Source organism: Streptomyces thermocarboxydus, from assembly GCF_024760485.1.
In the GTDB taxonomy this organism is placed as follows: domain Bacteria; phylum Actinomycetota; class Actinomycetes; order Streptomycetales; family Streptomycetaceae; genus Streptomyces; species Streptomyces cellulosae.
Genome location: NZ_CP058273.1, coordinates 3,307,174 through 3,332,917, shown reverse-complemented (window position 1 = coordinate 3,332,917; position 25,744 = coordinate 3,307,174). Strand labels below are relative to the sequence as shown.

The following is a 25,744-nucleotide window of genomic DNA, read 5'->3' as shown; positions in this document are numbered from 1 at the left end:
CGGAGGAAAGCCCGAGAGGGTGAGTACAAAGGAAGCGTCCGTTCCTTGAGAACTCAACAGCGTGCCAAAAGTCAACGCCAGATATGTTGATACCCCGTCTCTCTGAGACGAGGTTCCTTTGAAGAAAAACACAGCGAGGACGCTGTGAACGTCGGGATTATTCCTCCCGATGTTCCGCTCTCGTGATGTGTGCACCCGATTACGGGTAAACATTCACGGAGAGTTTGATCCTGGCTCAGGACGAACGCTGGCGGCGTGCTTAACACATGCAAGTCGAACGATGAAAGCCCTTCGGGGTGGATTAGTGGCGAACGGGTGAGTAACACGTGGGCAATCTGCCCTGCACTCTGGGACAAGCCCTGGAAACGGGGTCTAATACCGGATACTGATCGCCTTGGGCATCCTTGGTGATCGAAAGCTCCGGCGGTGCAGGATGAGCCCGCGGCCTATCAGCTTGTTGGTGAGGTAATGGCTCACCAAGGCGACGACGGGTAGCCGGCCTGAGAGGGCGACCGGCCACACTGGGACTGAGACACGGCCCAGACTCCTACGGGAGGCAGCAGTGGGGAATATTGCACAATGGGCGAAAGCCTGATGCAGCGACGCCGCGTGAGGGATGACGGCCTTCGGGTTGTAAACCTCTTTCAGCAGGGAAGAAGCGAAAGTGACGGTACCTGCAGAAGAAGCGCCGGCTAACTACGTGCCAGCAGCCGCGGTAATACGTAGGGCGCGAGCGTTGTCCGGAATTATTGGGCGTAAAGAGCTCGTAGGCGGCTTGTCGCGTCGGTTGTGAAAGCCCGGGGCTTAACCCCGGGTCTGCAGTCGATACGGGCAGGCTAGAGTTCGGTAGGGGAGATCGGAATTCCTGGTGTAGCGGTGAAATGCGCAGATATCAGGAGGAACACCGGTGGCGAAGGCGGATCTCTGGGCCGATACTGACGCTGAGGAGCGAAAGCGTGGGGAGCGAACAGGATTAGATACCCTGGTAGTCCACGCCGTAAACGGTGGGCACTAGGTGTGGGCGACATTCCACGTCGTCCGTGCCGCAGCTAACGCATTAAGTGCCCCGCCTGGGGAGTACGGCCGCAAGGCTAAAACTCAAAGGAATTGACGGGGGCCCGCACAAGCGGCGGAGCATGTGGCTTAATTCGACGCAACGCGAAGAACCTTACCAAGGCTTGACATACACCGGAAACGTCCAGAGATGGGCGCCCCCTTGTGGTCGGTGTACAGGTGGTGCATGGCTGTCGTCAGCTCGTGTCGTGAGATGTTGGGTTAAGTCCCGCAACGAGCGCAACCCTTGTCCCGTGTTGCCAGCAGGCCCTTGTGGTGCTGGGGACTCACGGGAGACCGCCGGGGTCAACTCGGAGGAAGGTGGGGACGACGTCAAGTCATCATGCCCCTTATGTCTTGGGCTGCACACGTGCTACAATGGCCGGTACAATGAGCTGCGATACCGCGAGGTGGAGCGAATCTCAAAAAGCCGGTCTCAGTTCGGATTGGGGTCTGCAACTCGACCCCATGAAGTCGGAGTCGCTAGTAATCGCAGATCAGCATTGCTGCGGTGAATACGTTCCCGGGCCTTGTACACACCGCCCGTCACGTCACGAAAGTCGGTAACACCCGAAGCCGGTGGCCCAACCCCCTTGTGGGGAGGGAGCTGTCGAAGGTGGGACTGGCGATTGGGACGAAGTCGTAACAAGGTAGCCGTACCGGAAGGTGCGGCTGGATCACCTCCTTTCTAAGGAGCACTTCTTACCAGCTTCGGTTGGTCAGAGGCCAGTTCATGCAGCGAACGTCTGATGCTGGTTGCTCATGGGTGGAACGTTGATTACTCGGCACACTTGATCGTCTTCTCCTTCTAGTACTGCTTTCGGAGCGTGGAACGTTGAGGGAAGCGGGGAGTGTGTCGGGCACGCTGTTGGGTGTCTGAGGGTACGGCCGCATGGTCGCCTTCAGTGCCGGCCCAGTGAACTCCGGGTTTATCCGGGGGGTGATGGGTGGTTGGTCGTTGTTTGAGAACTGCACAGTGGACGCGAGCATCTGTGCCAAGTTTAAGGGCGCACGGTGGATGCCTTGGCACCAGGAACCGATGAAGGACGTGGGAGGCCACGATAGGCCCCGGGAGTCGTCAACCAGGCTTTGATCCGGGGGTGTCCGAATGGGAAACCGGCAGTCGTCATGGGCTGTCACCCTTGCTGAACACATAGGGCAAGTGGAGGGGAACGCGGGAAGTGAAACATCTCAGTACCCGCAGGAAGAGAAAACAACGTGATCCGGGAGTAGTGGCGAGCGAAACCGGATGAGGCCAAACGTATGCGTGTGAGACCCGGCAGGGTTGCGCATTCGGGGTTGTGGATCTCTCTTGATCAGTCTGCCGGCTGGTCGACGAGTCAGAAACCGTTGATGTAGGCGAAGGACATGCGAAAGGTCGGCGTAGAGGGTAAGACCCCCGTAGTCGAAACGTCAGCGGCTCGTTTGAGAGACACCAAGTAGCACGGGGCGAGAAATCCCGTGTGAATCTGGCGGGACCACCCGCTAAGCCTAAATATTCCCTGGTGACCGATAGCGGATAGTACGGTGAGGGAATGGTGAAAAGTACCGCGGGAGCGGAGTGAAATAGTACCTGAAACCGTGTGCCTACAAGCCGTGGAGCGTCGCGCAAGGACTTGTCCTTGCGTCGTGACTGCGTGCCTTTGAAGAATGAGCCTGCGAGTTTGCGGTGTGTTGCGAGGTTAACCCGGGTGGGAAGCCGTAGCGAAAGCGAGTCCGAACAGGGCGATTTTAGTAGCACGCTCAAGACCGAAGCGGAGTGATCTAGCCATGGGCAGGTTGAAGCGGAGGTAAGACTTCGTGGAGGACCGAACCCACCAGGGTTGAAAACCTGGGGATGACCTGTGGTTAGGGGTGAAAGGCCAATCAAACTCCGTGATAGCTGTTCTCCCGAAATGCATTTAGGTGCAGCGTCGTGTGTTTCTTGCCGGAGGTAGAGCACTGGATAGGCGATTGGCCCTACGGGTTACTGACCTTAGCAAACTCCGAATGCCGGTAAGTGAGAGCGCGGCAGTGAGACTGTGGGGGATAAGCTCCATGGTCGAGAGGGAACAGCCCAGAGCATCGACTAAGGCCCTAAGCGTACGCTAAGTGGGAAAGGATGTGGAGTCGCACAGACAACCAGGAGGTTGGCTTAGAAGCAGCCACCCTTGAAAGAGTGCGTAATAGCTCACTGTCTAGTGATTCCGCGCCGACAATGTAGCGGGGCTCAAGCGTACGCCGAAGTCGTGTCATTTCACACAATAGGCCAACGCCTGTGTGGATGGGTAGGGGAGCGTCGTGTGCCGGTGAAGCAGCCGCGGAAGCGAGTTGTGGACGGTTCACGGAGTGAGAATGCAGGCATGAGTAGCGATTCACACGTGAGAAACGTGTGCGCCGATTGACTAAGGGTTCCTGGGTCAAGCTGATCTGCCCAGGGTAAGTCGGGACCTAAGGCGAGGCCGACAGGCGTAGTCGATGGATAACCCGGTTGATATTCCGGTACCCGCTGTGAAGCGTCAAACATCGAATCCAGTGATGCTAGCCCGTGAAGCCGCCGGCTGAGTCTTCGGACGAGGTCGGAGTGGTGGAGCCGGTGACCCGAGCTGGTAGTAGGTGAGTGATGGGGTGACGCAGGAAGGTAGTCCATCCCGGGCGGTGGTTGTCCCGGGTAAGGGTGTAGGACGTCAGGTAGGCAAATCGCCTGACATGTGTCTGAGACCTGATGCCGAGCCGATTGTGGTGAAGTGGATGATCCTATGCTGTCGAGAAAAGCCTCTAGCGATTTCATGGCGGCCGTACCCTAAACCGACTCAGGTGGTCAGGTAGAGAATACCGAGGCGTTCGGGGGAACTATGGTTAAGGAACTCGGCAAAATGCCCCGTAACTTCGGGAGAAGGGGGCCACACTCGGTGATCCGATTTGAGCTGGGGGTGGCCGCAGAGACCAGCGAGAAGCGACTGTTTACTAAAAACACAGGTCCGTGCGAAGCCGTAAGGCGATGTATACGGACTGACGCCTGCCCGGTGCTGGAACGTTAAGGGGACCGGTTAGCTCACCTTCGGGTGGGCGAAGCTGAGAACTTAAGCGCCAGTAAACGGCGGTGGTAACTATAACCATCCTAAGGTAGCGAAATTCCTTGTCGGGTAAGTTCCGACCTGCACGAATGGCGTAACGACTTCTCGACTGTCTCAACCATAGGCCCGGGTGAAATTGCACTACGAGTAAAGATGCTCGTTTCGCGCAGCAGGACGGAAAGACCCCGGGACCTTTACTACAGTTTGATATTGGTGTTCGGTTCGGCTTGTGTAGGATAGCTGGGAGACTGTGAAGCTCGGACGCCAGTTCGGGTGGAGTCGTCGTTGAAATACCAGTCTGGTCGTGCTGGATGTCTAACCTGGGTCCGTGATCCGGATCAGGGACAGTGTCTGATGGGTAGTTTAACTGGGGCGGTTGCCTCCTAAAGAGTAACGGAGGCGCCCAAAGGTTCCCTCAGCCTGGTTGGCAATCAGGTGTTGAGTGTAAGTGCACAAGGGAGCTTGACTGTGAGACCGACGGGTCGAGCAGGGACGAAAGTCGGGACTAGTGATCCGGCGGTGGCTTGTGGAAGCGCCGTCGCTCAACGGATAAAAGGTACCCCGGGGATAACAGGCTGATCTTCCCCAAGAGTCCATATCGACGGGATGGTTTGGCACCTCGATGTCGGCTCGTCGCATCCTGGGGCTGGAGTCGGTCCCAAGGGTTGGGCCTGTTCGCCCATTAAAGCGGTACGCGAGCTGGGTTTAGAACGTCGTGAGACAGTTCGGTCCCTATCCGCTGTGCGCGTAGGAGTCTTGAGAAGGGCTGTCCCTAGTACGAGAGGACCGGGACGGACGAACCTCTGGTGTGCCAGTTGTTCTGCCAAGGGCATGGCTGGTTGGCTACGTTCGGGAGGGATAACCGCTGAAAGCATCTAAGCGGGAAGCCTGCTTCGAGATGAGGACTCCCACCTCCTAGAGAGGGTAAGGCTCCCAGTAGACGACTGGGTTGATAGGCCGGATATGGAAGCACGGTAACGTGTGGAGTTGACCGGTACTAATAGGCCGAGGGCTTGTCCTCAGTTGCTCGCGTCCACTGTGTTGGTTCTGAAACCACGAACAACCCCATGTGCCACACATGGTGCGGTTGAGAGTTTCATAGTGTTTCGGTGGTCATAGCGTAGGGGAAACGCCCGGTTACATTCCGAACCCGGAAGCTAAGCCTTACAGCGCCGATGGTACTGCAGGGGGGACCCTGTGGGAGAGTAGGACGCCGCCGAACAATTCTTATAGAAAGCCCCGTGCCATTCGGCACGGGGCTTTCTGCATTTCCGCGTCGGTATTACCGTGGCCGGATGAACTACCAAGTGCGGTCCCTGCGCGTCGACGAGTGGCCCCGGGCCAAGGCCCTGCGGCTCGAAGCCCTTCAGGATCCCGTGGCACCCATCGCCTTCATGGAGACCTACGAGTCCGCAGCTGCTCAGCCCGACTCCTTCTGGCAGGAGCGGGCCGAGGGGAGCGCCGAAGGGGCATCCGGGGCGCAGCAGATCATCGCCGAGGGGCCCGACGGGGAGTGGGTCGGGACCGTCACCGTGCTGATGGAGAAGCCCGGGACCACGGACTGGGCCGGGATGCCCGTCGAGCGGCTCCAGGGGCACTTCGTCGGGGTGTACGTGCAGCCGGGACACCGGGGGATCGGGCTCACCGAGGTGCTCTTCGACGCCGGCCTCGAGTGGGCGTGGGCGCAGGGCGCCGAGCGGGTGCGGCTCCTCGTGCACGAGGACAACGCGCGGGCGCTGCGGGCCTACCGCAAGGCCGGGTTCACCGAGACCGGGGTGACCACGGCGCTGGGGCCCGACAGGGACGAGCGGGAGCTCGAACTGGTCGTGGAGCGGCCGGAGTCAGACGGGTAGCTCCGCGTGCGGCCAGCGGGCGCGGGCCTGCTCGCGGGAGCGCAGTAGGGCCACCGTGGGCATGCCGAGTTCGGGGCCCGCTGTGAGCAGCTCGGGGAGCTGGGGGAGGGGGGCCACTGCCGCCACGTCGTCGAGGACGAGGGTGAGTGGTGGGTCGAGCCGACCGGAGGATGACCGTTCGGCCATGCGCCGGCCGTGCTCGACCACGTACGAGACGAGCGCCGTGAGCAGAGGCATGGCGCCCGGACCGGTGCGCGGATCCTCGATGGATTCGCCCACGACGTAAAGCGTTCCCCCTTCGTGGATGAAGGAATCCAAGGCGAGGGCATCACTTCGGTGCGGATTGCAGGCTTCACGGACGTTGACCGTGGAGAGGGCGGCCAGCGCACGCGCCGTCAGCTGCTGTGCCATGTCCCGGCGTTCGGGGTGCGCGGTGAGCGCCGCCTCCAGCTCGCCCGCGGAGCCGGACGCCGCCTTGGGATGCGTGCGCAGGACCCGTACGGCGTCCTGGACCTGGAGGCCCTGGGCCCAGCGGTGGATGTGACGGACGGTGCGGTCGTCGACGGCGGCCGCGTGCAGGTAGCTGCGGAGGAGCAGTTCGGCGGTGTCACCGAGTTGCTGGTCGAGCCGTGAGGTGGGGCGGACGGGGGCGAGGAGTGCCGCCGCGCGGGCGGTCGCCGTGTCCTTGTCCTCGCAGCCGGCGCTGGGCGACCAGTGGAGGCGTGCCGGGGTGTCGCAGAGGTGCGTCGGGTCGTAGACGTGGATGGGGCCGAGCTTGGCGCGGGCGTCCTTGGTCTCGTACCAGAGGGCCGGGTCGGAGGTGAGGACGAGCGCGGGGCCCTCGGCGTCGCGTACGGTCTGCGCGGCGGTGGTGTGGCGGGTGGCCGGGGGGCCGTAGTGCAGGCCGGGGGCGGGCGTCTCCGCGACGGGCCGGGGGTGCGGCTCGGGGGGCCTCGGGGCCGGGACCTCGTGCGCCGGCGCCGGCTCGGGCTCCGCCACCGGTGCGGGGGCAGTCACCGGCTCCGGCATCTCCTTCGTGGACGCGGGCGCCCGCTTCACCGCTGCCTCCGCCCGCCGCCGTGCCCGTACCGCCCTCCAGCGGGCCACCGTGCCCAGGACGAACACGGTGAGGACCACGAGGATCATCAGCTGGCCGATGAACAGGCCCCAGAAGAGGCCGTAGCCGGAGAGTTCGGCGGGCGGGGTGTCGTGCCAGGCGCCGGGGATGTCGTGCGGTTCGGCGATGAGGTGGCGCATGGCGAGCGGGGTGCGCGCGAAGGAGAGGCCGGACGGCCAGTGACCGTGGGCGAAGAGGCCCGCGAGGCCGGTGGCCGTCCACACCATCGCCGTCATGCCGAGGAGGAACGCGAGCACCCCGACCAGCAGTCCGTCCGGGATCCCGCCGCTTGGCCCGCCGTCGTGCCCGCGCCGCTCGTCCGGTCTCACGCGTCCCCCTCCTGCCGTTCCTACGCCACCGTCGACTCGGAGTCCCCGACGTGCTGCTCCACGAAGGCCGCCGCCCGCTCCTCGGCCTCCCGTTCGGCGGCGCGCAGGGCGTCGTCGGCGAGGTCGGCGGACGACTCGGTCATCGCGCGGTCGGTGAAGACCAGCGGGCGTTCCGTCTCGGTGATCAGGTGTTTGACCACCTGGACGTTGCCGTTGACGTCCCAGACCGCGATGCCCGGGGTGAGCGTCGGGATGATCTCCACGGCCCACCTGGGCAGGCCGAGCACCCGGCCCGTGGCCCGCGCCTCGTCCGCCTTCTGGGCGTAGATGGTGCGGGTCGAGGCCATCTTCAGGATCGCCGCCGCCTCCTTCGCCGCCGCTCCGTCCACCACGTCGGACAAGTGGTGGACGACCGCGACGAAGGACAGGCCGAGGCGTCGGCCGAACTTCAGCAGCCGCTGGAACAGCTGCGCCACGAAGGGGCTGTTGATGATGTGCCAGGCCTCCTCGACCAGGAAGATGCGCTTCTTCCGGTCGGGGCGGATCCAGGTGTGCTCCAGCCACACGCCGACGATCGCCATGAGGATCGGCATGGCGATGGAGTTGCGGTCGATGTGGGACAGGTCGAACACGATGAGCGGGGCGTCCAGGTCGATGCCGACGGTCGTCGGGCCGTCGAACATGCCGCGCAGGTCACCGTCGACCAGACGGTCGAGGACCAGCGCGACGTCCAGGCCCCACGCCCGGACATCGTCTATGGCGACGTTCATCGCCTCCGCCGACTCCGGTTCCGGGTGGCGGAGCTGATCGACGATGTCGTTCAGGACCGGCTGGCGTTCGACGATGGTCTCGTTGACGTAGGCGTGCGCGACCTTCAGGGCGAAGCCGGAGCGCTCGTCGAGGCCGTGCCCCATGGCGACCTCGATGATGGTGCGCAGCAGCGCCAGCTGGCCCGTCGTGGTGATGGACGGGTCGAGCGGGTTGAGCCGGATGCCGTGGTCCAGAGCGGCCGTCGGGTCCAGCCGGATGGGCGTTATGCCGAGCTCCTGCGCGATGAGGTTCCACTCGCCGACGCCGTCCTCGCCCTGTGCGTCCAGGACGACGACCTGGCGGTCGCGGAAGCGGAGCTGGCGCAGGACGTACGTCTTCTCCAGCGCCGACTTGCCGTTGCCGGACTCGCCGAGGACCAGCCAGTGGGGGGCCGGGAGCTGCTGGCCGTAGAGCTGGAAGGGGTCGTAGATGTAGCCCTTGCCGGAGTAGACCTCGCGGCCGATGATGACGCCGGAGTCGCCGAGGCCGGGCGCGGCGGTCGGCAGGTACACCGCCTGCGCCTGGCCCGTGGACGTGCGCACCGGCAGCCGGGTCGTCTCGACCTTCCCGAACAGGAAGGACGTGAAGGCGTCGGTGACGACGGACAGCGGATCCCGCATCTTCAGCTCAGCCCCTACCTACGAATGCCGGTGGCGAACGGGAGAGTGTTCACGAACGCGCGGTGGTGCTCGCGGTCGCACCACTCCAGCTTCAGGTACGACTTTCCGGCCGAGGCCCGTATCGTCCGCTTGTCGCGGGCCAGGGCCTCGGGCGTGCGGGAGGAGACGGTGATGTAGCCGACCAGGTTGACGCCCGCGGCGCCGCTGGCGAGGTCCTCGCCGCGCTGGTCGAGACGGCTGTGCGCGGCGATGTCGCGCGGGTCGACGGTGCGGTTCATCTTGGCGGCGCGGGAGGCCTCCGCCTCGTCGTTGGTCTTCTCGGTCAGCATGCGCTCGATGGCGACCTCGGTGGGCTCGAGGTCCATCGTGACGGCGACGGTGCGGATCACGTCCGGGGTGTGGACGAGCAGCGGCGCGAGGAAGTTCACGCCGACCGGGGTCATCGGCCACTCCTTGACCCAGGCGGTGGCGTGGCACCAGGGGGCGCGGGTGGCGGACTCGCGGGTCTTGGCCTGGAGGTACGTGGGCTCCGTGGCGTCCAGCTCGGCCGGCCAGGCGTTGCGCCGGGACATCGCCTGGATGTGGTCGATCGGGTGGTCCGGGTCGTACATGGAGTGGATCAGCGAGGACAGCCTGCTCTGGCCGAGCGGCTGGCGTACGCGGATGTCGGCCTCCTGGAGCCGGGAGCAGATGTCGGTCAGCTCACGGGCCATGACGACGGCGAGGCCCGCGTCCCGGTCGACGCGGCCGCCGCCCTGGCTGCGCATGGCGCGGGCCATGGTGTTGGCCTCGGCGGCGAGTTCGCGGTTGTAGTGCATGCAGGCGACCAGGTAGGCGCGGTGCTGCTCGCTGCTGGTCGACACCATGGACTGCAGCTGGTCGTACGACTGCTGGAGCCAGGCGGGCGCCCTGTCGTCGCCGCGGACGGCGACGTCCTTGGCGTGCGCGTCCGGGTCGGCGGGGAGGGTGCGGGCGAGCATCTGGATGCGGGTGACGAAGCCGTCGCCGTTGGCCACGTGCTTGAGCAGGGTGCCGAAGCGGTCGACGAGGGCCTCCTGGTCCTCGGAGTCGCGCAGGCCGACGCCGGGGCCCTCGATCTCGATGGCGGCGGTGACGGTCTTGCGGTCCGCGTGCAGCAGCACGGCGATCTCGTCCGGGCCGAACGGCGCGGCGAGCCAGGTGATCCTGCCGATGCCGGGCGGCGGGCCGACCTCGATCTCGCGGCCGTCGAGCCGGGTGCCGGCCTCGATGACGCCGGAGCGGTAGGTGGCGCCGCGGCGCAGGGTGCGCTTGTAACTGCGGTTGATCTCGAACCACTTGTAGAACGTGCGGTGCTTGTACGGCACGTACACGGCGGCGAGCGCGAGCATCGGCAGGCCCGCCAGCAGCACGATCCGCACGGACAGGACGGGGACGAGGAGCCCGCACATCATGCCGAGGAACGCGCCGATGACGATGAGCGCGATCTCACCGGTCTCGCGATTGCGGCCGACGATCGCGTTCGGCCGGGCGCGGCCGATCAGATACGTACGGCGGGGCGTGACCGTGGGGGACAGATGGGACTCGGTCGTCAACGCCCTTCACCTCCCGTGCGGTTGTTGCTGCTGTTGCGGGTGCCGGCGTGCGGGGTGTTCACCGGGCTGCCCGTCCGGGGCGGGGGCGCGGCGGCGGATCCGCCGCCGCCCGAGGGCCGGGAGCTGTGCGCGGCGACTCCCCCGGAGGCGGGGTTGGACGGGCGGGGTGCGGAGGACTGGCCGCCCCCGCCGCCGTGGTTGTCGGCGCGCGTGCTGTGGGTCTTGATGCCCTGGGCGACCAGGGTGGCGGGGGAGCTGATGACGGCGGCGGCCTTGCCTTCGGCGCCCTGCATGATGCGGTTGTTGCGGGAGCCGGCGATCTCGTCGCCGAAGCCGGGGACGAAGCGGTAGATCATCGCCGAGGCGAAGATGGCGAGCAGGATGATCGCGAGGCCGGAGACGACGGCGGAGAAGGCGTCCGGGCCGTCGTCGGCGGAGAGCGCGCCGGCCAGGCCGAGCACGATCACGATGACCGGCTTCACCATGATCACGGCGATCATGATGCCCGCCCAGCGGCGGACGTGGCCCCACAGGTTCTTGTCGACGAGGCCCGCGTAGACGACGGTGCCGAGGAGCGCGCCGACGTAGAGCAGGGCGGCGCGGATCACCAGTTCCAGCCAGAGGACGCCGGCGGCGAGGATCGACACCAGGGAGACGACGATCAGCATGATCGGTCCGCCGCCGATGTCGTTGCCCTTCTCCAGGGCGGCGGAGAACGTCCCGAAGAACGTGTCCGTCTGGTCGCCGGTCGCCTTCGCCAGCACGTCGGTGACGCCGTCGGTCGCGGAGACGACGGTGTACAGGATCAGCGGGGTGAAGGCGGAGGCGAGGACGGTCAGCCAGAGGAAGCCGATCGCCTCGGACAGGGCGGTGGTCAGCGGCACGCCGCGGACGGCCCGCTTGGCGACCGCCAGCAGCCAGAGGAGCAGGGTGAGGATCGTCGACGCGGCGAAGACGACGGCGTACTGCTGGAGGAACGTGTCGTTGGTGAAGTCCACCTTCGCGGTGTCCTCGACGGCGGCGCTGAGCTGCTTGACCGTCCAGGACGCGGCGTCGGCGCAGCCGCGGGCGAGGGAGCCGAGGGGGTCGAGGGCGGTGGTGGGGTCGTTGAAGGTGGAGCGCCCTCCACCGCCGCCTCCGCCGGAGCCGCCTTCGCCTCGTTCGCAGTAGTCCTTGGCGGGGCCGACGATCAGGTCGCAGTTGTCGTCCGACGGGGTCGGCGAGGGTGTGGGCGCCGCCATGGCGCGGGTGGCCGCCATGAGCAGCGCGGCCTGCACGGCTGTGACGGCCGTGGCCAGCTTGAGTACGCGGCGCGGGCTACCGGGCATAGGTGAAGCCTCCGTACTCCTGGACGGCCTTGGCCATCTCCTCGGCGGTGGACGCCTTGTCGTCCCCGGGGACGGGCGCGGGGCCGTCCTTCTGCGCGAAACTGTCGACCTTCCAGTCGCCGTCGGCCCAGCGCAGCTGCAGCGTCATGGTGAACCAGTCGCTGGTGACCGGGTTGGTCGTCTTCTCGCCTGCCGTGCCGAACACACCGGAGCACCAGACGTCGACGTCGGCCTCCGTGTCCGAGTAGCCGGTGACTTTGGTGCCGATCGGCATGGTGCGGGACACGTAGGTCTCGCCCGGAGCGGCGTTGCCGTTCTCGTCCAGGCCGATGCTGCTCAGGAACTCCTTGGAGTAGGCCTTGTCGAACCGGTCCTCGAGGGACGCCTGCTTGTCGGCCACGAAGACCTGGCGGACGATCTCGGCGCGCCGGTCCGGCTTGAGGATGTCGGCGGAGACGAGCGCCACCGCGTAGTTGGCCGCCGCACTCTCCGCCCCCTGCCGGTCGTGGGCGAAGCCCGCCGGGATGCCGGACGCGCCCGCCGTGACGGGCTTCTCGCCTGTCGGGGCCGTTGCCGCCGCCTTCGGCGCGTCGCCGCCCTCCTCCGCGTCGGAATCCCCGCCTCCACGGTTCGCGAAGGCGATCGCCGCGATGAGGAGGACCACCACGCCCACGACGGTGACCAGGCTGCGCGACGACGACCGGCCGTTTCTGCGCGCGCCGCCGTACGGGTCGCCGCTCGCTTCGGGCAGGCGGGTGCGGGTCCGGCCCGTGTCGTCTCCGAGACTCATGCCGCGTACGCCCCCTCAGCGTCGTGCGGGAACACCTCGTACTCCGTGTACTCCACGTACGACGGTAGCCGTACCGGCCGCCGCTCGGGCGTGGTGTGGTGACTGGACATCAGGGAAACGCAACCTCAGCCGGTGGGCACGACGGGCGGGTGGGATGGAGGGGGCCGGGCGTGCCCGGTCGGGACCGATGGTGCGGGATCAGACGGCCATGCCGTACACGATGGTGAACAGGGTGCCGAGCGAGCCGATGATGAAGACGCCCGTGAGCCCCGCGATGATGAGGCCCTTGCCCTGTTCGGCGCTGAACGTGTCCCTCAACGCGGTGGCGCCGATGCGCTGTTTGGCCGCCCCCCAGATGGCGATGCCGAGGCAGAGGAGGATGGCGACGGCCATGACCACTTCGATCATCACCTTGGCCTCGTTGCCCAGGCTGCCGAAGGGGCCCCAGTCCGGAGCGATCCCGCCGATGATGGTGTTGATGTCTCCCTCGTCGGCCGCAAAGAGCATGTAAGTCACCGCCCCTGTATGGGTAGTTCCGCATCCTCTGCGGGGGTGCAGAGGTCAGGCCTCATTGTCGCCGACGATGACGCCGTCGTATGTCGACTTGGCGTCATCTGTTGGCGGGTTTCGTGGGAATAGCTTGCCACCGGCGCGCGCCGGACTCCGGGAGGGGCGCGCTCCGAAGGGTGAAGAGTCGTATCGTCACTCTGTGTATCACGCTGCGTAACCCCGGGCAATGAAGCGCGGCTCGCCCCGGTGGCGTGGACCGTGCATGTCGTCGTATCTGATCACTTCCGTTCGGCCGTCGCGCCTCTACACTGTCGGGCGGCGGCGGACTGCCGGATGGTGAGGGGTGGTTGACGGTGCGTAAGGTGTGGGTCGGTGCGACTCTTGCCGTCGGATCCGCGCTCGCCTTCGTGATGCTGCTCGTCGTCGGGGTGTATGTCGTCGCCGGGAACCTGGTGAACGGGGTGGGCGGCGGCGCCGCCAAGTCGCTGGCCAAGGGCAGTGTGCCGGCGGCCTATCAGCAGCTCGTCTCCCGCTGGGGCAATCTCTGTCCCGCCATCAACCCGGCGCTGCTCGCCGCGCAGCTCTACCAGGAGAGCGGGTTCAACCCGCGGGCGCAGAGCCAGGCCGCCGCGCAGGGCATCGCGCAGTTCATCCCCGGCACCTGGGCCGTCCACGGCATCGACGGCGACGGGGACGGGGACCGTGACGTGTGGGACCCGGCGGACGCGATCCCGTCCGCGGCGACCTACGACTGCGCGCTCGCGTCCTACGTGAAGGACGTCGGCGGGGATCTGACCGAAAACATGCTCGCCTCGTACAACGCGGGGGCGTACGCGGTCATCAAGTACGGGGGTGTGCCGCCGTACGAGGAGACGCGGAACTATGTGAAGCGGATCCGCGAACTGGAGAAGAGCTTCGCGGCGCCCGTGGGGCGGGTGGACCCGTCGCGGCAGGCCGCCGGGGCCATCGCGTTCGCGCAGAAGAAGCTCGGCACTCCCTATCTCTGGGGCGGCAACGGCACCGCTGACCAGGGCGGACGCTTCGACTGCTCGGGTCTGACGAAGGCCGCGTACGAGAGTGTGGGGATCACGCTGCCGCGTGTGGCGAACGACCAGTACAACGCGGGTCCGCATCCGGACCGGGACGAGCTGCTGCCGGGTGATCTGGTGTTCTTCTCGGACGACCTGACCAATTCGCGGGCCATCCGGCATGTGGGTATTTATGTCGGCGGCGGGTACATGATCGACGCGCCGCGTCCCGGTGCGGTGATCCGATTCGACCCGATCGACACTCCTGACTACTTTGGTGCCACCCGGGTCACGGAAGATGGCGCGAAAGCGCTCCCCACGACGGTGTGAGCGGAGCGACAGACACCCCCCTGAGCTGCGAGAACGCATCTCTCTTCGATAACGTCTGCGTGATCTTTCGGTGGAGTGCGGAACGGATCGGCGCAGGCCGTGCGTTCCTGTTCTCGTAGCCGAGCGGACGAGCGGATCTACAGACCACGGGGGTGGCAGAACGGCGCGCGTCCGTGCGCCGGACGACATGACGAAGGGGCCGCAGCACCATGGCTGGACTCGCCGATTCCGGGTCGAACCCCGACGTCGACCTGCTCTACGACATCAACGGCCTCGCGAAGGCCGCCCCGCCGTGGTTCGACCACGTCATGGAGTTCGTCGGTGAGTACGGGGTGCTCTTCGGCCTCGTCGCGATGGTGCTCTGGTGCTGGTGGGGCGTGCGCAGGCGTGGCGGACCTGACGCCCCGTCATCGGTGGCGGCCCTGGCGTGGGCCCCGCTCGCGGCGGGCGTCGCGGTCCTGGTGAACGTGCCGATCCGCGGATTCGTCGAGCGGCCGCGGCCGTTCAACGACCACGAGGGGCTCGAGGTGCTCGTCGACGGCAAGAACGACTTCTCCTTCGTGAGCGACCACGCGACGCTCTGCATGGCGCTGGCGGTGGGTCTGTTCCTGGCCAACCGGCGCTTCGGCCTCGTCGCGCTGGTGCTGGGCCTGATCGGCGGCTTCATCCGCGTCTACATGGGTGTGCACTACCCGACCGACGTGGTGGGCGGACTGGCGCTCGGCACCGCGGTCGCGCTGCTGCTGTCGCCGCTCGCGATGGCGCTGCTGACGCCGCTGATGCGCGCGGTGGAGCGGTCGCCGAAGGCCGGCTGGCTGGTGTCCGCCCGGCCGCAGGGCCAGCGCCGGCGGGTGGCCGAGCGCAGCGGCGGCGGGGCTGCGGGCGCCGGTCCCGAGGAGCGGGACCTGGCGGCCTGACGACGTCGCACGAGGGCCCGTGACCTCCGTCCCCTTAAGGGGCGGGCGGTCACGGGCCCTTCGTCCGTCCGGCGCTCCAAGGGCATGCCGGCAGGCCGACCTCAGAGGGTCTGCGGGGTGGTGAAGACCCGGTCCGGGTCGTACTGCCGTTTCAGGCGGGACAGGCGCGGGGCGGCGTCGCCGTAGTAGGCGCGGCGCCAGTCGGCCAGGTCGGGGTCGGTGTAGTTCTGGTAGGCGGCGCCTGACGCGTGCGGGCGCAGCGCCTCGTGAGTGGCCGTCAGCCAGTCCCGGACCTCCCTGCCGTCCAAGCTGTCGGGGTGCCAGGACGCGAGGTACTGGGCCAGCACGCGGGAGCGGCGGTGCACGAACGCCGTCGCGGTGGGCGCGACCCGGTTGACGGCGCCGCCGAGAGCGGTGAGCGCGATGCTCGCCGAGCCGCCGCGGGCCGCCCGGATCCGGTCCAGCAGGGTGGCGATCCCGGCGTCGTCGAGGGGGCGGTCGTAGAAGTCGGAGCGTGCCGCGTACGTCTCGCGGGACAGGGCGCCCTCGGGGCTGCGGCCGGGCGTGCTGCCGGGCAGGGTGCACCGGTCGCCGGCGAACGACGTGCAGCCCGCGTACAGCTCCATCGACTCCTGGTACGAGCGGCGGCGCAGCAGGACGTTGTTCGCGGAGGCGCCGATGCGGTCGGCGAGCCGGTCGACGGCGTTCTGCAGCTCGCCGTAGGTGCCGAGGGAGAAGGCGGCGACGGAGACGGAGGGTCCGGCTCCGGTGTTCTCCAGGTGGAGGGAGGACCAGATCTCGTCGGGCTGGTCGGGGCCCCACTCCTGCCAGGCCGCGACCACGGCGGCCGCCCGCTCCCACGGCCAGGTCAGATAGCCGGTGACACTCCGCGGGGCGGGGTGGGTGCGGAAGCGGAACTCGGTGACGACGCCGAACTGGGCGTTGCCCGCGCCGCGCAGCGCCCAGAACAGGTCCGGGTGCTCGGATCCCGAGGCGGTGAGCTGTCTGCCGTCTGCGGTGACCAGGGTGGCCTCGGTGAGGCTGTCGCAGGTCAGGCCGTAGGCGCGGGAGGTGACGCCGTGGCCGCCGCCGAGGGTGAGGCCGGAGATGCCGACGGTGGGGCAGGAGCCGCCGGGGACGGTGAGCCCGCGGGCGGCGAGGGCGCGGTAGACGTCGATCAGCTTGGCGCCGGCGCCGACGACGGCCGTGTCACCCTCGACGCGGATGTGGGCCAGGCCGGACACGTCGACGATCAGCCGCCCGTCGCCGGAGGACCAGCCGGCGTACGAGTGGCCGCCGCCCCGGACGGCGAGCGGGACGGCGTGCTCACGGGCGTGGGTGAGGGCGGTGCGGATGTCGTCGGCGTGCCGGACGTAGGCGACGGCGGCGGGCCTGAGGGTGTCGAAGCGGGTGTTGTAGAGGCGGTGCGCGGTGGTCCAGTCGGCGTCGCCGGGGCGCACCAGGCGGCCGTCGAGGTGCCCGGCCAGGGCGGTCCAGTCGGCGGGCGTCGCGGGGCGCGGGGTGCTGGAACGCGTGGGGGAGGACGGGGCACGCGGGGTCGGCCGCGTCGGCCGGGGTTCCGAGGGCGTGCACGCGGACGCGGTGAGCGCGGCGGTGCCGGCGACGAAGGTGCGGCGGTTCACGGGCGGCCTTCCGGACGTCGGGTGGGGGGACGGCCTGTCACGGCACCCGGGAGCGGCGGACCGCGGGAGGTCTCAGGACCGGGTGCCGGGCCATTCTCGGCACCTGGCGGGGGCCGCGTCACTCCCCCGTGTGGTTTTCGGCGTCCCTGCGGGCCAGGCTCCTGGCCCTGCGGGCCGGGCCGCGCCATCCGCAGCTGCAGCGGGCGGTGCAGAAGGGCCCCTGCTCGGTGGTGGTCGTGCGGTGGGGCCGGGACTCCGGCGCGTCGTCCTGGTGCGGCACGCCGTCCACGGTAACGCCCGCCGGGCCGCGTGACGGGGCCCCTGACCCGTCGTTAACGCCACTGACAGCGGCCCGTGTCGGACGGAGCGGGGGTATACGGGGATGGCGCGATCGAGACAGCACAGGCGCACGCACGGCATGACGGCCGTGGCCGGGGTCGTCTGCTGTCTCGGGCTCGGCCTCGGCGCCGCCGGGTGCGCGGGCGGCGACGCCGTCGCGCAGGGGCCGCCCGCCGGTGATCCCGTGCAGGTGCTGCGCACGGCCGCCGACGCGCTGGTGGAGGCCGGCACCTCCCAGACGCGCACCTCGCTGGAGATGGCCGCCGGGGGCACCCGGGTCACCATCCGGGGCGAGGGGGTCTACGACTACCGTAGGCGGCTCGGGCGGCTGAACGTGCGGCTGCCGCAGGACCCCGCGGGCGCCGCCGACCGCCGGCCGATCACCGAACTGCTCGCCCCCGGCGCGCTGTACATGAAGAACCGGGGCGCCGGGGTGCCCGCCGACAAGTGGGTGCGGGTGGACACGGCGACGCTGTCCGACGGGAACCTGGTCACCGGCGGGGCGACCGATCCGTTCGCCGCGGCCGAGGTGCTGCGCGGGACCCTCTCGGCGGAGTTCGTGGGGCGGACGGAGGTGGCCGGGGCGCGGGTGCGGCACTATCGCGGCACCGCCGACCTGGACGCGGCCTCGCAGGCGGCGTCGGAGGTCAACCGGGGTCCGCTGGGCGCGGCGGCGAAAGGGTTCGCCACGGCGCGGGTGCCGTTCGACGTGTACCTCGACGACGAGGGGCGAATCCGCAAGATCCGGCACCGGTTCAGCTTCGTGAACGGCGAGCGGCACGAGCCCGTCGCGGTCGCCTCCACCACCCTGCTGTACGACTTCGGCGCCCCCGCCGACGTGCGGCTTCCTGCGGACGAGGACATCTACGCCGGGCGGATCGCCCAGGAGTGACGGCGCCGGCGGGCGGGGACGGGACCGGCAGTGGCCGGGCCGAACTAGCCCTTCCGTGCCATGCGCGGTCCGTAGGGCGCTCCCTACTCTAGGAAGTCGGTGACGACAGAGTGAGGTGAGGCGCGTGGCTCCGCTCGGGAGGGGGACGGTTCCGGTCCAGGATCACGTGGCGCTCGCCGAGATCGAACTGTGCGGCGAGCTGATCATCGCCGCGTCCAACGCCGAGGACCGGCTCAGCCTGGAGAGCATCGACGAGGTGCTGCGGGTGGCCGAGACGCGGACGGACACCGCCGGAGGCTCCAGGCCCCGGCCCCCACGGTCCTGACCGGTCAGGTCCGCAGCATGCGGGCGATGGCCTGCGTGGCCTCCTTGACCTTCGCGTCGATCTCGTCGCCGCCCTTGACGGCCGCGTCCGCGACGCAGTGGCGCAGGTGCTCCTCCAGCAACTGCAGCGCGAACGACTGCAGCGCCTTCGTGGAGGCGGACACCTGGGTGAGTATGTCGATGCAGTAGACGTCCTCGTCGACCATCCGCTGCAGTCCGCGGATCTGGCCCTCGATGCGGCGCAGCCGCTTGAGGTGCTCCTGCTTCTGGTGGTGGTAGCCGTGGATGCCCCGGTCGTGATCGGTCACGATGTCCGTTACGTCCGTCACATCCTCGGTGTCCGGGGCGCCCGTCGCGAGTGAGGTGTCCACGGCGTCGTCCGCGTTCGGTGAGGAGGGCGCGTGCGCGCCGGTTCCGGTGGTGGTCATCGCGTCCTCCTGGTGTCCTGATGGGCGCTATATACCCCTGGTGGGTATATGGTACCGAACTTCGCCGGTCCGCGGACGGCCCGTCCGCGCCGGTCACGGGATCCGCCCGGCCGCACCCGCCGCCCCCGTACTCATCACTCTGTCCGATGGGCGACACTGGGGGGCGGCCGTTATTGGTGGCCGGATGATGTGCCTAGCATCAGCCTGACCGAAACCGACGCATACCGAGGACCCCACGTGCGCTTTCGTCTGACCCCCAGGGAGACGAGCTTCTACGACATGTTCGCCGCGTCCGCGGACAACATCGTCACGGGCTCCAAGCTCCTGATGGAACTGCTCGGGGCGGACACCTCCGCCAGGGCCGAGATCGCAGAGCGTATGCGGGCCGCGGAACACGCAGGTGACGACGCCACGCACGCGATCTTCCACCAGCTGAACTCCTCGTTCATCACGCCGTTCGACCGCGAGGACATCTACAACCTGGCGTCCTCCCTCGACGACATCATGGACTTCATGGAGGAGGCCGTCGACCTGGTCGTCCTCTACAACGTCGAGGAACTGCCCAAGGGCGTCGAGCAGCAGATCGAGGTCCTGGCGCGGGCCGCGGAGCTCACCGCCGAGGCCATGCCGCACCTGCGGACCATGGAGAACCTCACCGAGTACTGGATCGAGGTCAACCGGCTGGAGAACCAGGCCGACCAGATCCACCGCAAGCTGCTCGCCCACCTCTTCAACGGCAAGTACGACGCGATCGAGGTGCTGAAGCTCAAGCAGATCGTGGACGTGCTGGAGGAGGCGGCGGACGCCTTCGAGCACGTCGCGAACACGGTGGAGACCATCGCGGTCAAGGAGTCCTGAGCCCTTCATGGACACCTTCGCTCTGATCCTGACCGTCGGGGTCGCGCTCTTCTTCACCTACACCAACGGCTTCCACGACTCGGCCAACGCCATCGCCACGTCCGTCTCCACGCGTGCGCTGACGCCCCGCGCGGCGCTCGCCATGGCGGCCGTGATGAACCTGGCCGGCGCCTTCCTGGGGTCCGGGGTCGCCAAGACCGTCAGTGAGGGGCTGATCGAGACGCCCGAAGGGTCGACGGGGATGGGAATCCTCTTCGCGGCCCTGATCGGCGCCATCGTCTGGAACCTCATCACCTGGTACTTCGGTCTGCCCTCCTCGTCGTCCCACGCCCTGTTCGGCGGCATGGTCGGCGCCGCGCTGGCCGGCGGGACGACGGTGTACTGGAACGGCGTCCTCGACAAGATCGTCATCCCCATGTTCGTGTCACCGGTCATCGGTCTGATCGCCGGTTACCTGGTGATGACGGTGATCCTGTGGATGTTCCGGCGGGCCAACCCGCACAAGGCGAAGCGCGGCTTCCGCATCGCCCAGACGGTGTCCGCGGCCGGCATGGCCCTCGGCCACGGCCTCCAGGACGCCCAGAAGACCATGGGCATCGTGGTGATGGCCCTGGTCATCGCCGACGTCGAGGAATTCGGCGACCCGATCCCGGTGTGGGTGAAGATCGCCTGTGCGCTGATGCTGTCGCTCGGCACCTACGCGGGCGGCTGGCGCATCATGCGCACCCTCGGCCGGAAGATCATCGAGCTGGACCCGCCGCAGGGCTTCGCCGCCGAGACCACCGGCGCGTCGATCATGTTCGGCTCCGCGTTCATCTTCCACGCGCCGATCTCCACCACCCATGTGATCACCTCCGCGATCATGGGCGTGGGCGCCACCAAGCGGGTCAACGCGGTCCGCTGGGGCGTCGCCAAGAACATCGTCCTCGGCTGGTTCATCACCATGCCGGCCGCCGCCCTGGTGGCCGCGGCCTGCTTCGGACTGGTGCATCTGGTCGCGCTGTAGCGGCGCGCCGGCACCTGCGCGTGGAAGGGCCCGCCCCCCGATGAGCGGGGGCGGGCCCTTCGTGCCTCGCGGCGGCACCGCCATGCAGCGTCGCGAGGAGCCGGGTCAGCCGAAGCGGCCGGAGATGTAGTCCTCGGTGGCCTGGACCGACGGGTTGGAGAAGATCCGCTCCGTGTCGTCGATCTCGATCAGCTTGCCGGGCTTGCCGACCGCCGCCAGGTTGAAGAACGCCGTGCGGTCCGAGACGCGCGCCGCCTGCTGCATGTTGTGCGTCACGATGACGATCGTGAAGCGCTCCTTCAGCTCGCCGATCAGGTCCTCGATGGCGAGGGTGGAGATCGGGTCAAGGGCGGAGCAGGGCTCGTCCATCAGCAGCACGTTCGGCTCGACCGCGATGGCCCGTGCGATGCACAGGCGCTGCTGCTGGCCGCCGGAGAGGCCCGAGCCGGGCTTGTTCAGCCGGTCCTTGACCTCGTTCCACAGGTTGGCGCCCCTGAGCGACTTCTCGACGACGTCGTCCAGCTGGGACTTGCGGTACTTCCCGTTCAGGCGCAGGCCCGCCGCCACGTTGTCGTAGACCGACATGGTGGGGAACGGGTTCGGGCGCTGGAAGACCATGCCGACCTCGCGCCGCACGGCCACCGGGTCGATGCCCGCGCCGTAGAGGTTCTCGTCGTCGAGCATGACCTTGCCGTCGACCCTGCCGCCCGGGGTCACCTCGTGCATGCGGTTGAGGGTGCGCAGGAAGGTCGACTTGCCGCAGCCGGACGGTCCGATGAAGGCCGTCACGGAGCGGGGCTCGATGGTCATCGAGATGTCCTCGATGGCCAGGAAGGATCCGTAGTAGGCGTTGAGGCCGCTGACGTCGATGCGCTTGGCCATGGGTATCACTGCTTCTTTCGGGTCGCCGACTGTGCGGGGGAGCCGGTCAGCGACCGGTCTTCGGGGCCTTCCAGCGGGCGATGCCGCGGGCCACCAGATTGAGGATCATGATGAACGCGATGAGCGTCAGGGCCGCCGCCCAGGCACGGTCGTACGCCGCCTCGGAGCCGTTGGTGTACTGCAGGTAGATGTACATCGGCAGGGAGGCCTGCGGGTCCTGGAACGGGTTGGCGTTGATGAAGTTCGTGCCCCACACCAGGAGCAGCACGGGGGCCGTCTCGCCGGTGATGCGGGCGATCGCGAGCATCACGCCGGTGGTGATGCCGCCGACGGACGTCGGCAGGACCACCTTGAGGATGGTGCGCCACTTGGGGACGCCGAGGGCGAGGGACGCCTCGCGCAGCTCGTTGGGGACGAGCTTGAGCATCTCCTCCGTGGAGCGCACCACCACCGGGATCATCAGGATGGACAGCGCCATCGACCCGGCGAAGCCGGAGTAGCCCATGCCGAGGATCAGGATCCACAGGCTGAGGACGAACAGGCCCGCGACGATGGACGGGATGCCCGTCATCACGTCGACGAAGAAGGTCACGGCCTTCGCCAGCCGGCCGCGGCCGTACTCGACCAGGTAGATCGCGGTGAGCACGCCGACCGGCACGGAGATCGCGGTGGCCAGGCCGACCTGCTCCAGCGTGCCCAGCAGGGCGTGGTAGATGCCGCCGCCCGGCTCGGAGTCGGCGACCACGCCCATCGAGTGCGTGAGGAAGTAGCCGTCGAGAACCTCGATGCCCCGCTTGACCGTCTCCCAGGTCAGGGACGCGAGCGGGATGACCGCCAGCAGGAACGCCACCCACACCAGGCTGGTCGCGGTGCGGTCCCGGGCCTGGCGGCGCCCCTCGACCTTGGCGGACACGGCGAACGAGCCGCCGACGAACAGCAGCGCCGCGATCAGCGCCCACTGGATGTCGCTGTGCAGCCCGGCCGCGGCGCTGATCCCGTACCCGAGCGCGGCGGAGGCGCCGGCGACGGCCCAGGGGAACCACTTCGGCAGGGTCGCCCCGCGCAGCGAGCCGGACCGGCGGGTGTCGTCGATCGTGTGGGTCATGCGTTGGCCCCCGAGTACTCCTTGCGGCGGGCGATGATCAGCCGGGCCGCGCCGTTGACCAGCAGCGTGATGACGAACAGCACGAGACCGGAGGCGATCAGCGCGTCCCGGCCCATCTCGGTGGCCTCGTTGAACTTGCCGGCGATGTTCTGGGCGAAGGTGCCGCCGCCCGGGTCGAGCAGGCTGGCGCTGATCGTGAAGCTCGGGGAGAGCACCATGGCGACGGCCATCGTCTCGCCGAGGGCGCGGCCGAGGCCCAGCATCGACGCGGAGATCACGCCGGAGCGGCCGAACGGCAGCACCGACATGCGGATGACCTCCCAGCGGGTGGCGCCGAGGGCCAGGGCGGCCTCCTCGTGCATCCGCGGGACCTGGCGGAACACCTCACGGCTGACGTTGGTGATGATCGGCAGGATCATCACCGCCAGCAGGATGCCGACGGTGAACAGCGAGCGCGGGGCGCCGTCGTTCCACTCCAGGATCCCGGTCCAGCCGAGGTAGTCGTCGAGCCAGCCGTACAGGCCGTCCAGGTGCGGCACCAGGACGAGGGCGCCCCACAGGCCGTAGACGATGGACGGGACGGCGGCGAGCAGGTCGATCACGTAGCCGATGGGGCCGCCGAGGCGGCGCGGGGCGTAGTGCGTGATGAACAGGGCGATCGCGACGGCGACCGGCACGGCGATCACCATCGCGACGACCGACGACACGACCGTGCCGAAGGCGAGGACGGCGATGCCGAACTCCGGCGGGAGGCCGCTGGGGTTCCACTCGAAGGTGGTGAAGAAGTTGGCCTCGTCCTTGGATATCGCGAGCGAGGCGCGGTAGGTGAGGAAGGCCGCGATGGCGGCCATCAGGACCAGGACGAGTATGCCGGACCCCCGGGACAGTCCGAGGAAGATCCGGTCGCCGGGGCGGGTGACGCTGCGCGCGGCTCGGGTGTCGGGGGGCGGCGCGGCCGGGCCGGGCGCCGGTGGTGCGGCGGGTTTCTGCGTGGTGATGTCCATCGGGTTCTCCGGTCTGCGGAGCCGCCGGGCGGCCGGACGGCTCGGTCGGAGCCGTCCGGAGCCCTCGGGGCTCCTGTGGGCGGTGCACCGGACGGTGCGGCCCGGCCCGGATCGGGCGCGGGCCGCACACTCGGGTCAGCTGAGGCTCGAGACCGTCTCGCGGACCTTGGTGATGATCTCCTGCGGCATCGGGGCGTAGCCCGCCTCGGCGAGCCGGCCCTGACCCTCCTCGGAGGCCATGTAGTTCAGGAAGGACTTGGTGGCGGGCAGGGTGTCGGCCTTGTTGCCCTTGTCGCAGACGATCTCGTACGTCACCAGGACGATCGGGTACGCGCCCTCGGCGGACGGGGTGTAGTCCAGCTCCAGGGCGAGGTCCTTGCCGGTGCCGACCACCTTGGCGGCGCCGATGGCGGCGGTGGCGTTCTCGATGGTCGCCTTCACCGGCTGGGTCGCCTCGGTCTTGATGTCGACGGTCTTGATGCCGTCCGAGGCGTAGGACAGCTCGAAGTACGAGATGGCGCCGGAGGTCTGCTTCACCTGCTGGGCGACGCCGGAGGAGCCCTGCGCGGACTGGCCGCCCTCGGCCTCCCAGGACTTGCCCGGCTCGTACGTCCAGTCCTTGGGCGCGGCGGCCTTCAGATACTTGGTGAAGTTGTCCGTGGTGCCGGACTCGTCGGAGCGGTGGAAGGCCTGGATCTTCAGGTCGGGAAGGTCCGCGCCGGGGTTGAGCTTGGCGATCGCCGGGTCGTTCCACTTGGTGATCTTGTTGTCGAAGATCTTCGCGAGGGTCGGGGCGTCCAGGGCGAGGGTGTCCACGCCGGGGACGTTGAAGCCGACCGCGATCGGGCCGCCGACCATGGGCAGGTCGATGCCCTGGCCGTCCGTGCACACCTTCTTCGACGCCTCGGCCTCGTCCGGCTTCAGCGCGGAGTCCGAGCCGGCGAACGCGGTCTGGCCCTGCGTGAACGCGGTGATGCCGGCGCCCGAGCCGGTCGGGTTGTAGTTGATCTGCACGTCCTTGCAGGCTGCGGTGTACTGCTTCACCCAGGCGTCGATGGCGTTCTTCTGGGCGGAGGAGCCGGACGCCTGGAGCTGGCCCTTGGCGTCGCCGCAGTCGATGTTCCCGGCCTGCGCGGCGGCGGAGGCGTCGCCGCCGCTGCTGTTGCCGGTGTCGTCGGAGCCGCACGCCGTGAGGGCCAGGGCGCCGGTGACGGCGAGAGCACCGAGAGCGAGGGCCCGCCGGTTCATGCGCTGAAGCTTCACTTGTGTTCCTTCCAGTGGCCGCCGTCCTGAATTCGGCGGCGTGCGAAGTGTGGTGAGGCGGTCCGCCTCGTCCTGTAAGGGTTCCTGTACGGGCGATCCGCACCGCGTAAGGCCGAAATTAGGCAGAAGAGGTGAAGCGGCCGAAGGGCGTACATGAACGAGGGGTGAACCCCTGAGGACGGTGCGGTGAGGCCGCGGCGCGGGCGGTGGCAGGTACGGCGCGGGCGGTGTCAGCGGGCCGGGCGGAGGGTGGCGAGGAGGGCGTCGACGAGACCGGCGTCCATCGGCGAGGTGAGGCGGCGGCGGGCCTCGTCCGGCGGGAGCCAGAGGATGCGGTCGACCTCTTCGTTGGGGGTGAACGTGCCGGAGACCGCCTCGGCCGCCCAGTAGCGGACCCGCTTGGGGCGGCCGTGCGCGAGATAGCGGGTGCTGGGCAGCTCGACGGACGGCACGGCGGTGTACCCGGTCTCCTCGGCGACCTCGCGCAGGGCGCCCGCGAGCGCGTCCTCGCCGCGCTCCAGCTTGCCCTTCGGCCAGGACCAGTCGTCGTACTTGGGCCGGTGGACCAGGCACAGCTCCAGCTCGCCGGTGACGGGCGAGCGGCGCCACAGGACGCAGCCGGCCGCCTCGATGGTGAGGGCGCCGTTCGCGGCGGGTGGGGTGGTAGGCACCGGGGGCCTCCCTG

21 protein-coding genes and 3 rRNA genes are annotated in these 25,744 nt (G+C 68.2%); 10 read left to right on the top strand and 14 right to left on the bottom strand.

The genetic code is table 11. The features are described 5' to 3' along the window. Positions 1-212 precede the first annotated feature (212 nt). The 4 genes from AY578_RS15325 (at position 213) to AY578_RS15310 (ending at position 5,962) form a co-directional block, all read left to right on the top strand. Positions 213-1,741, top strand: a 16S ribosomal RNA gene (locus AY578_RS15325). A 305-nt stretch (positions 1,742-2,046) separates the two neighbouring features. Next, positions 2,047-5,130: ribosomal RNA gene (locus AY578_RS15320) — 23S ribosomal RNA — on the top strand. Between the two features lie 84 nt (positions 5,131-5,214). Beyond that, a 5S ribosomal RNA gene (gene rrf, locus AY578_RS15315) occupies positions 5,215-5,331 on the top strand. The 16S, 23S and 5S rRNA genes sit together here, the layout of an rRNA operon. Before the next feature lie 73 nt (positions 5,332-5,404). Continuing rightward, positions 5,405-5,962, top strand: coding sequence for a GNAT family N-acetyltransferase (locus AY578_RS15310; RefSeq protein WP_215049427.1), 558 nt, complete (start codon positions 5,405-5,407; stop codon positions 5,960-5,962). Here the strand turns inward: AY578_RS15310 and AY578_RS15305 are convergent. The 6 genes from AY578_RS15305 to AY578_RS15280 all read right to left on the bottom strand — a co-directional run bounded on the left by AY578_RS15305 (position 5,951) and on the right by AY578_RS15280 (position 13,037). Further along, positions 5,951-7,408, bottom strand: coding sequence for a type IV secretory system conjugative DNA transfer family protein (locus AY578_RS15305; protein WP_258902660.1), 1,458 nt, complete (start codon positions 7,406-7,408; stop codon positions 5,951-5,953). The genes AY578_RS15310 and AY578_RS15305 overlap by 12 nt on opposite strands. A 20-nt stretch (positions 7,409-7,428) precedes the next feature. After that, the gene (locus AY578_RS15300; protein ID WP_136238303.1) at positions 7,429-8,838 is read right to left on the bottom strand and encodes an ATP-binding protein; all 1,410 of its coding nucleotides are present in this window, start codon (positions 8,836-8,838) and stop codon (positions 7,429-7,431) included. A 14-nt stretch (positions 8,839-8,852) separates the two neighbouring features. Beyond that, complete coding sequence (locus AY578_RS15295) at positions 8,853-10,412, bottom strand: SCO6880 family protein (RefSeq protein WP_019526678.1); 1,560 nt, start codon at positions 10,410-10,412, stop codon at positions 8,853-8,855. Beyond that, entirely contained in the window at positions 10,409-11,740 is a 1,332-nt protein-coding gene (locus AY578_RS15290) for a hypothetical protein (RefSeq protein WP_028960260.1), read from the bottom strand. The genes AY578_RS15295 and AY578_RS15290 overlap by 4 nt, the downstream gene beginning before the upstream one ends. Beyond that, a complete protein-coding gene (locus AY578_RS15285) occupies positions 11,730-12,530 on the bottom strand; it encodes a DUF8175 domain-containg protein (protein WP_028960259.1) in 801 nt (266 codons plus the stop codon). Before AY578_RS15285 ends, AY578_RS15290 begins: the two co-directional genes overlap by 11 nt. A gap of 198 nt (positions 12,531-12,728) precedes the next feature. Beyond that, positions 12,729-13,037 carry a DUF8827 family protein gene (locus tag AY578_RS15280; protein WP_019526682.1) on the bottom strand — a complete coding sequence of 103 codons (309 nt, stop codon included), beginning with the start codon at positions 13,035-13,037 and terminating at the stop codon, positions 12,729-12,731. Positions 13,038-13,450: 413 nt separating this feature from the next. Between AY578_RS15280 and AY578_RS15275 the strand changes: the two genes are divergently transcribed. Then, a complete protein-coding gene (locus tag AY578_RS15275) occupies positions 13,451-14,398 on the top strand; it encodes a bifunctional lytic transglycosylase/C40 family peptidase (RefSeq protein ID WP_237490671.1) in 948 nt (315 codons plus the stop codon). A 209-nt stretch (positions 14,399-14,607) separates the two neighbouring features. After that, positions 14,608-15,315, top strand: coding sequence for a phosphatase PAP2 family protein (locus tag AY578_RS15270; RefSeq protein WP_028960257.1), 708 nt, complete (start codon positions 14,608-14,610; stop codon positions 15,313-15,315). 101 nt (positions 15,316-15,416) lie between these two features. Here the strand turns inward: AY578_RS15270 and AY578_RS15265 are convergent, their stop codons facing one another. Then, on the bottom strand, positions 15,417-16,958 hold the full coding sequence (locus AY578_RS15265) for an FAD-binding oxidoreductase (RefSeq protein ID WP_258902659.1): 1,542 nt from the start codon (positions 16,956-16,958) through the stop codon (positions 15,417-15,419). 118 nt (positions 16,959-17,076) lie between these two features. Then, positions 17,077-17,238, bottom strand: coding sequence for a hypothetical protein (locus AY578_RS15260; RefSeq protein WP_168713413.1), 162 nt, complete (start codon positions 17,236-17,238; stop codon positions 17,077-17,079). Positions 17,239-17,340: 102 nt separating this feature from the next. Between AY578_RS15260 and AY578_RS15255 the strand changes: the two genes are divergently transcribed. Next, entirely contained in the window at positions 17,341-18,189 is an 849-nt protein-coding gene (locus tag AY578_RS15255) for an SCO4651 family lipoprotein (RefSeq protein ID WP_258902658.1), read from the top strand. Between the two features lie 115 nt (positions 18,190-18,304). Continuing rightward, complete coding sequence (locus AY578_RS15250) at positions 18,305-18,514, top strand: hypothetical protein (RefSeq protein WP_026244100.1); 210 nt, start codon at positions 18,305-18,307, stop codon at positions 18,512-18,514. A gap of 4 nt (positions 18,515-18,518) precedes the next feature. Here the strand turns inward: AY578_RS15250 and AY578_RS15245 are convergent, their stop codons facing one another. Further along, positions 18,519-18,941, bottom strand: a complete 423-nt coding sequence (locus tag AY578_RS15245) for a metal-sensitive transcriptional regulator (RefSeq protein WP_028960254.1) — start codon at positions 18,939-18,941, stop codon at positions 18,519-18,521. Positions 18,942-19,178: 237 nt separating this feature from the next. Here AY578_RS15245 and AY578_RS15240 point away from each other — a divergent pair, with 237 nt between their 5' ends. After that, a complete protein-coding gene (locus tag AY578_RS15240; RefSeq protein ID WP_026244101.1) occupies positions 19,179-19,799 on the top strand; it encodes a DUF47 domain-containing protein in 621 nt (206 codons plus the stop codon). A gap of 7 nt (positions 19,800-19,806) precedes the next feature. Beyond that, on the top strand, positions 19,807-20,805 hold the full coding sequence (locus AY578_RS15235) for an inorganic phosphate transporter (RefSeq protein WP_019526690.1): 999 nt from the start codon (positions 19,807-19,809) through the stop codon (positions 20,803-20,805). Positions 20,806-20,910: 105 nt separating this feature from the next. Here AY578_RS15235 and pstB read toward each other — a convergent pair whose 3' ends face one another. The 5 genes from pstB to AY578_RS15210 form a co-directional block, all read right to left on the bottom strand. Continuing rightward, the gene (pstB, locus tag AY578_RS15230) at positions 20,911-21,687 is read right to left on the bottom strand and encodes a phosphate ABC transporter ATP-binding protein PstB (protein WP_006136313.1); all 777 of its coding nucleotides are present in this window, start codon (positions 21,685-21,687) and stop codon (positions 20,911-20,913) included. A 46-nt stretch (positions 21,688-21,733) separates the two neighbouring features. Next, positions 21,734-22,792 carry a phosphate ABC transporter permease PstA gene (gene pstA / locus AY578_RS15225; protein WP_019526691.1) on the bottom strand — a complete coding sequence of 353 codons (1,059 nt, stop codon included), beginning with the start codon at positions 22,790-22,792 and terminating at the stop codon, positions 21,734-21,736. Continuing rightward, the gene (gene pstC / locus AY578_RS15220) at positions 22,789-23,796 is read right to left on the bottom strand and encodes a phosphate ABC transporter permease subunit PstC (RefSeq protein WP_019526692.1); all 1,008 of its coding nucleotides are present in this window, start codon (positions 23,794-23,796) and stop codon (positions 22,789-22,791) included. Before pstC ends, pstA begins: the two co-directional genes overlap by 4 nt. Positions 23,797-23,931: 135 nt before the next feature. Continuing rightward, a complete protein-coding gene (pstS, locus tag AY578_RS15215; RefSeq protein ID WP_258902656.1) occupies positions 23,932-25,059 on the bottom strand; it encodes a phosphate ABC transporter substrate-binding protein PstS in 1,128 nt (375 codons plus the stop codon). 230 nt (positions 25,060-25,289) lie between these two features. Then, positions 25,290-25,730, bottom strand: a complete 441-nt coding sequence (locus AY578_RS15210; protein ID WP_161108341.1) for an NUDIX hydrolase — start codon at positions 25,728-25,730, stop codon at positions 25,290-25,292. Between the last annotated feature and the right edge of the window lie 14 nt (positions 25,731-25,744).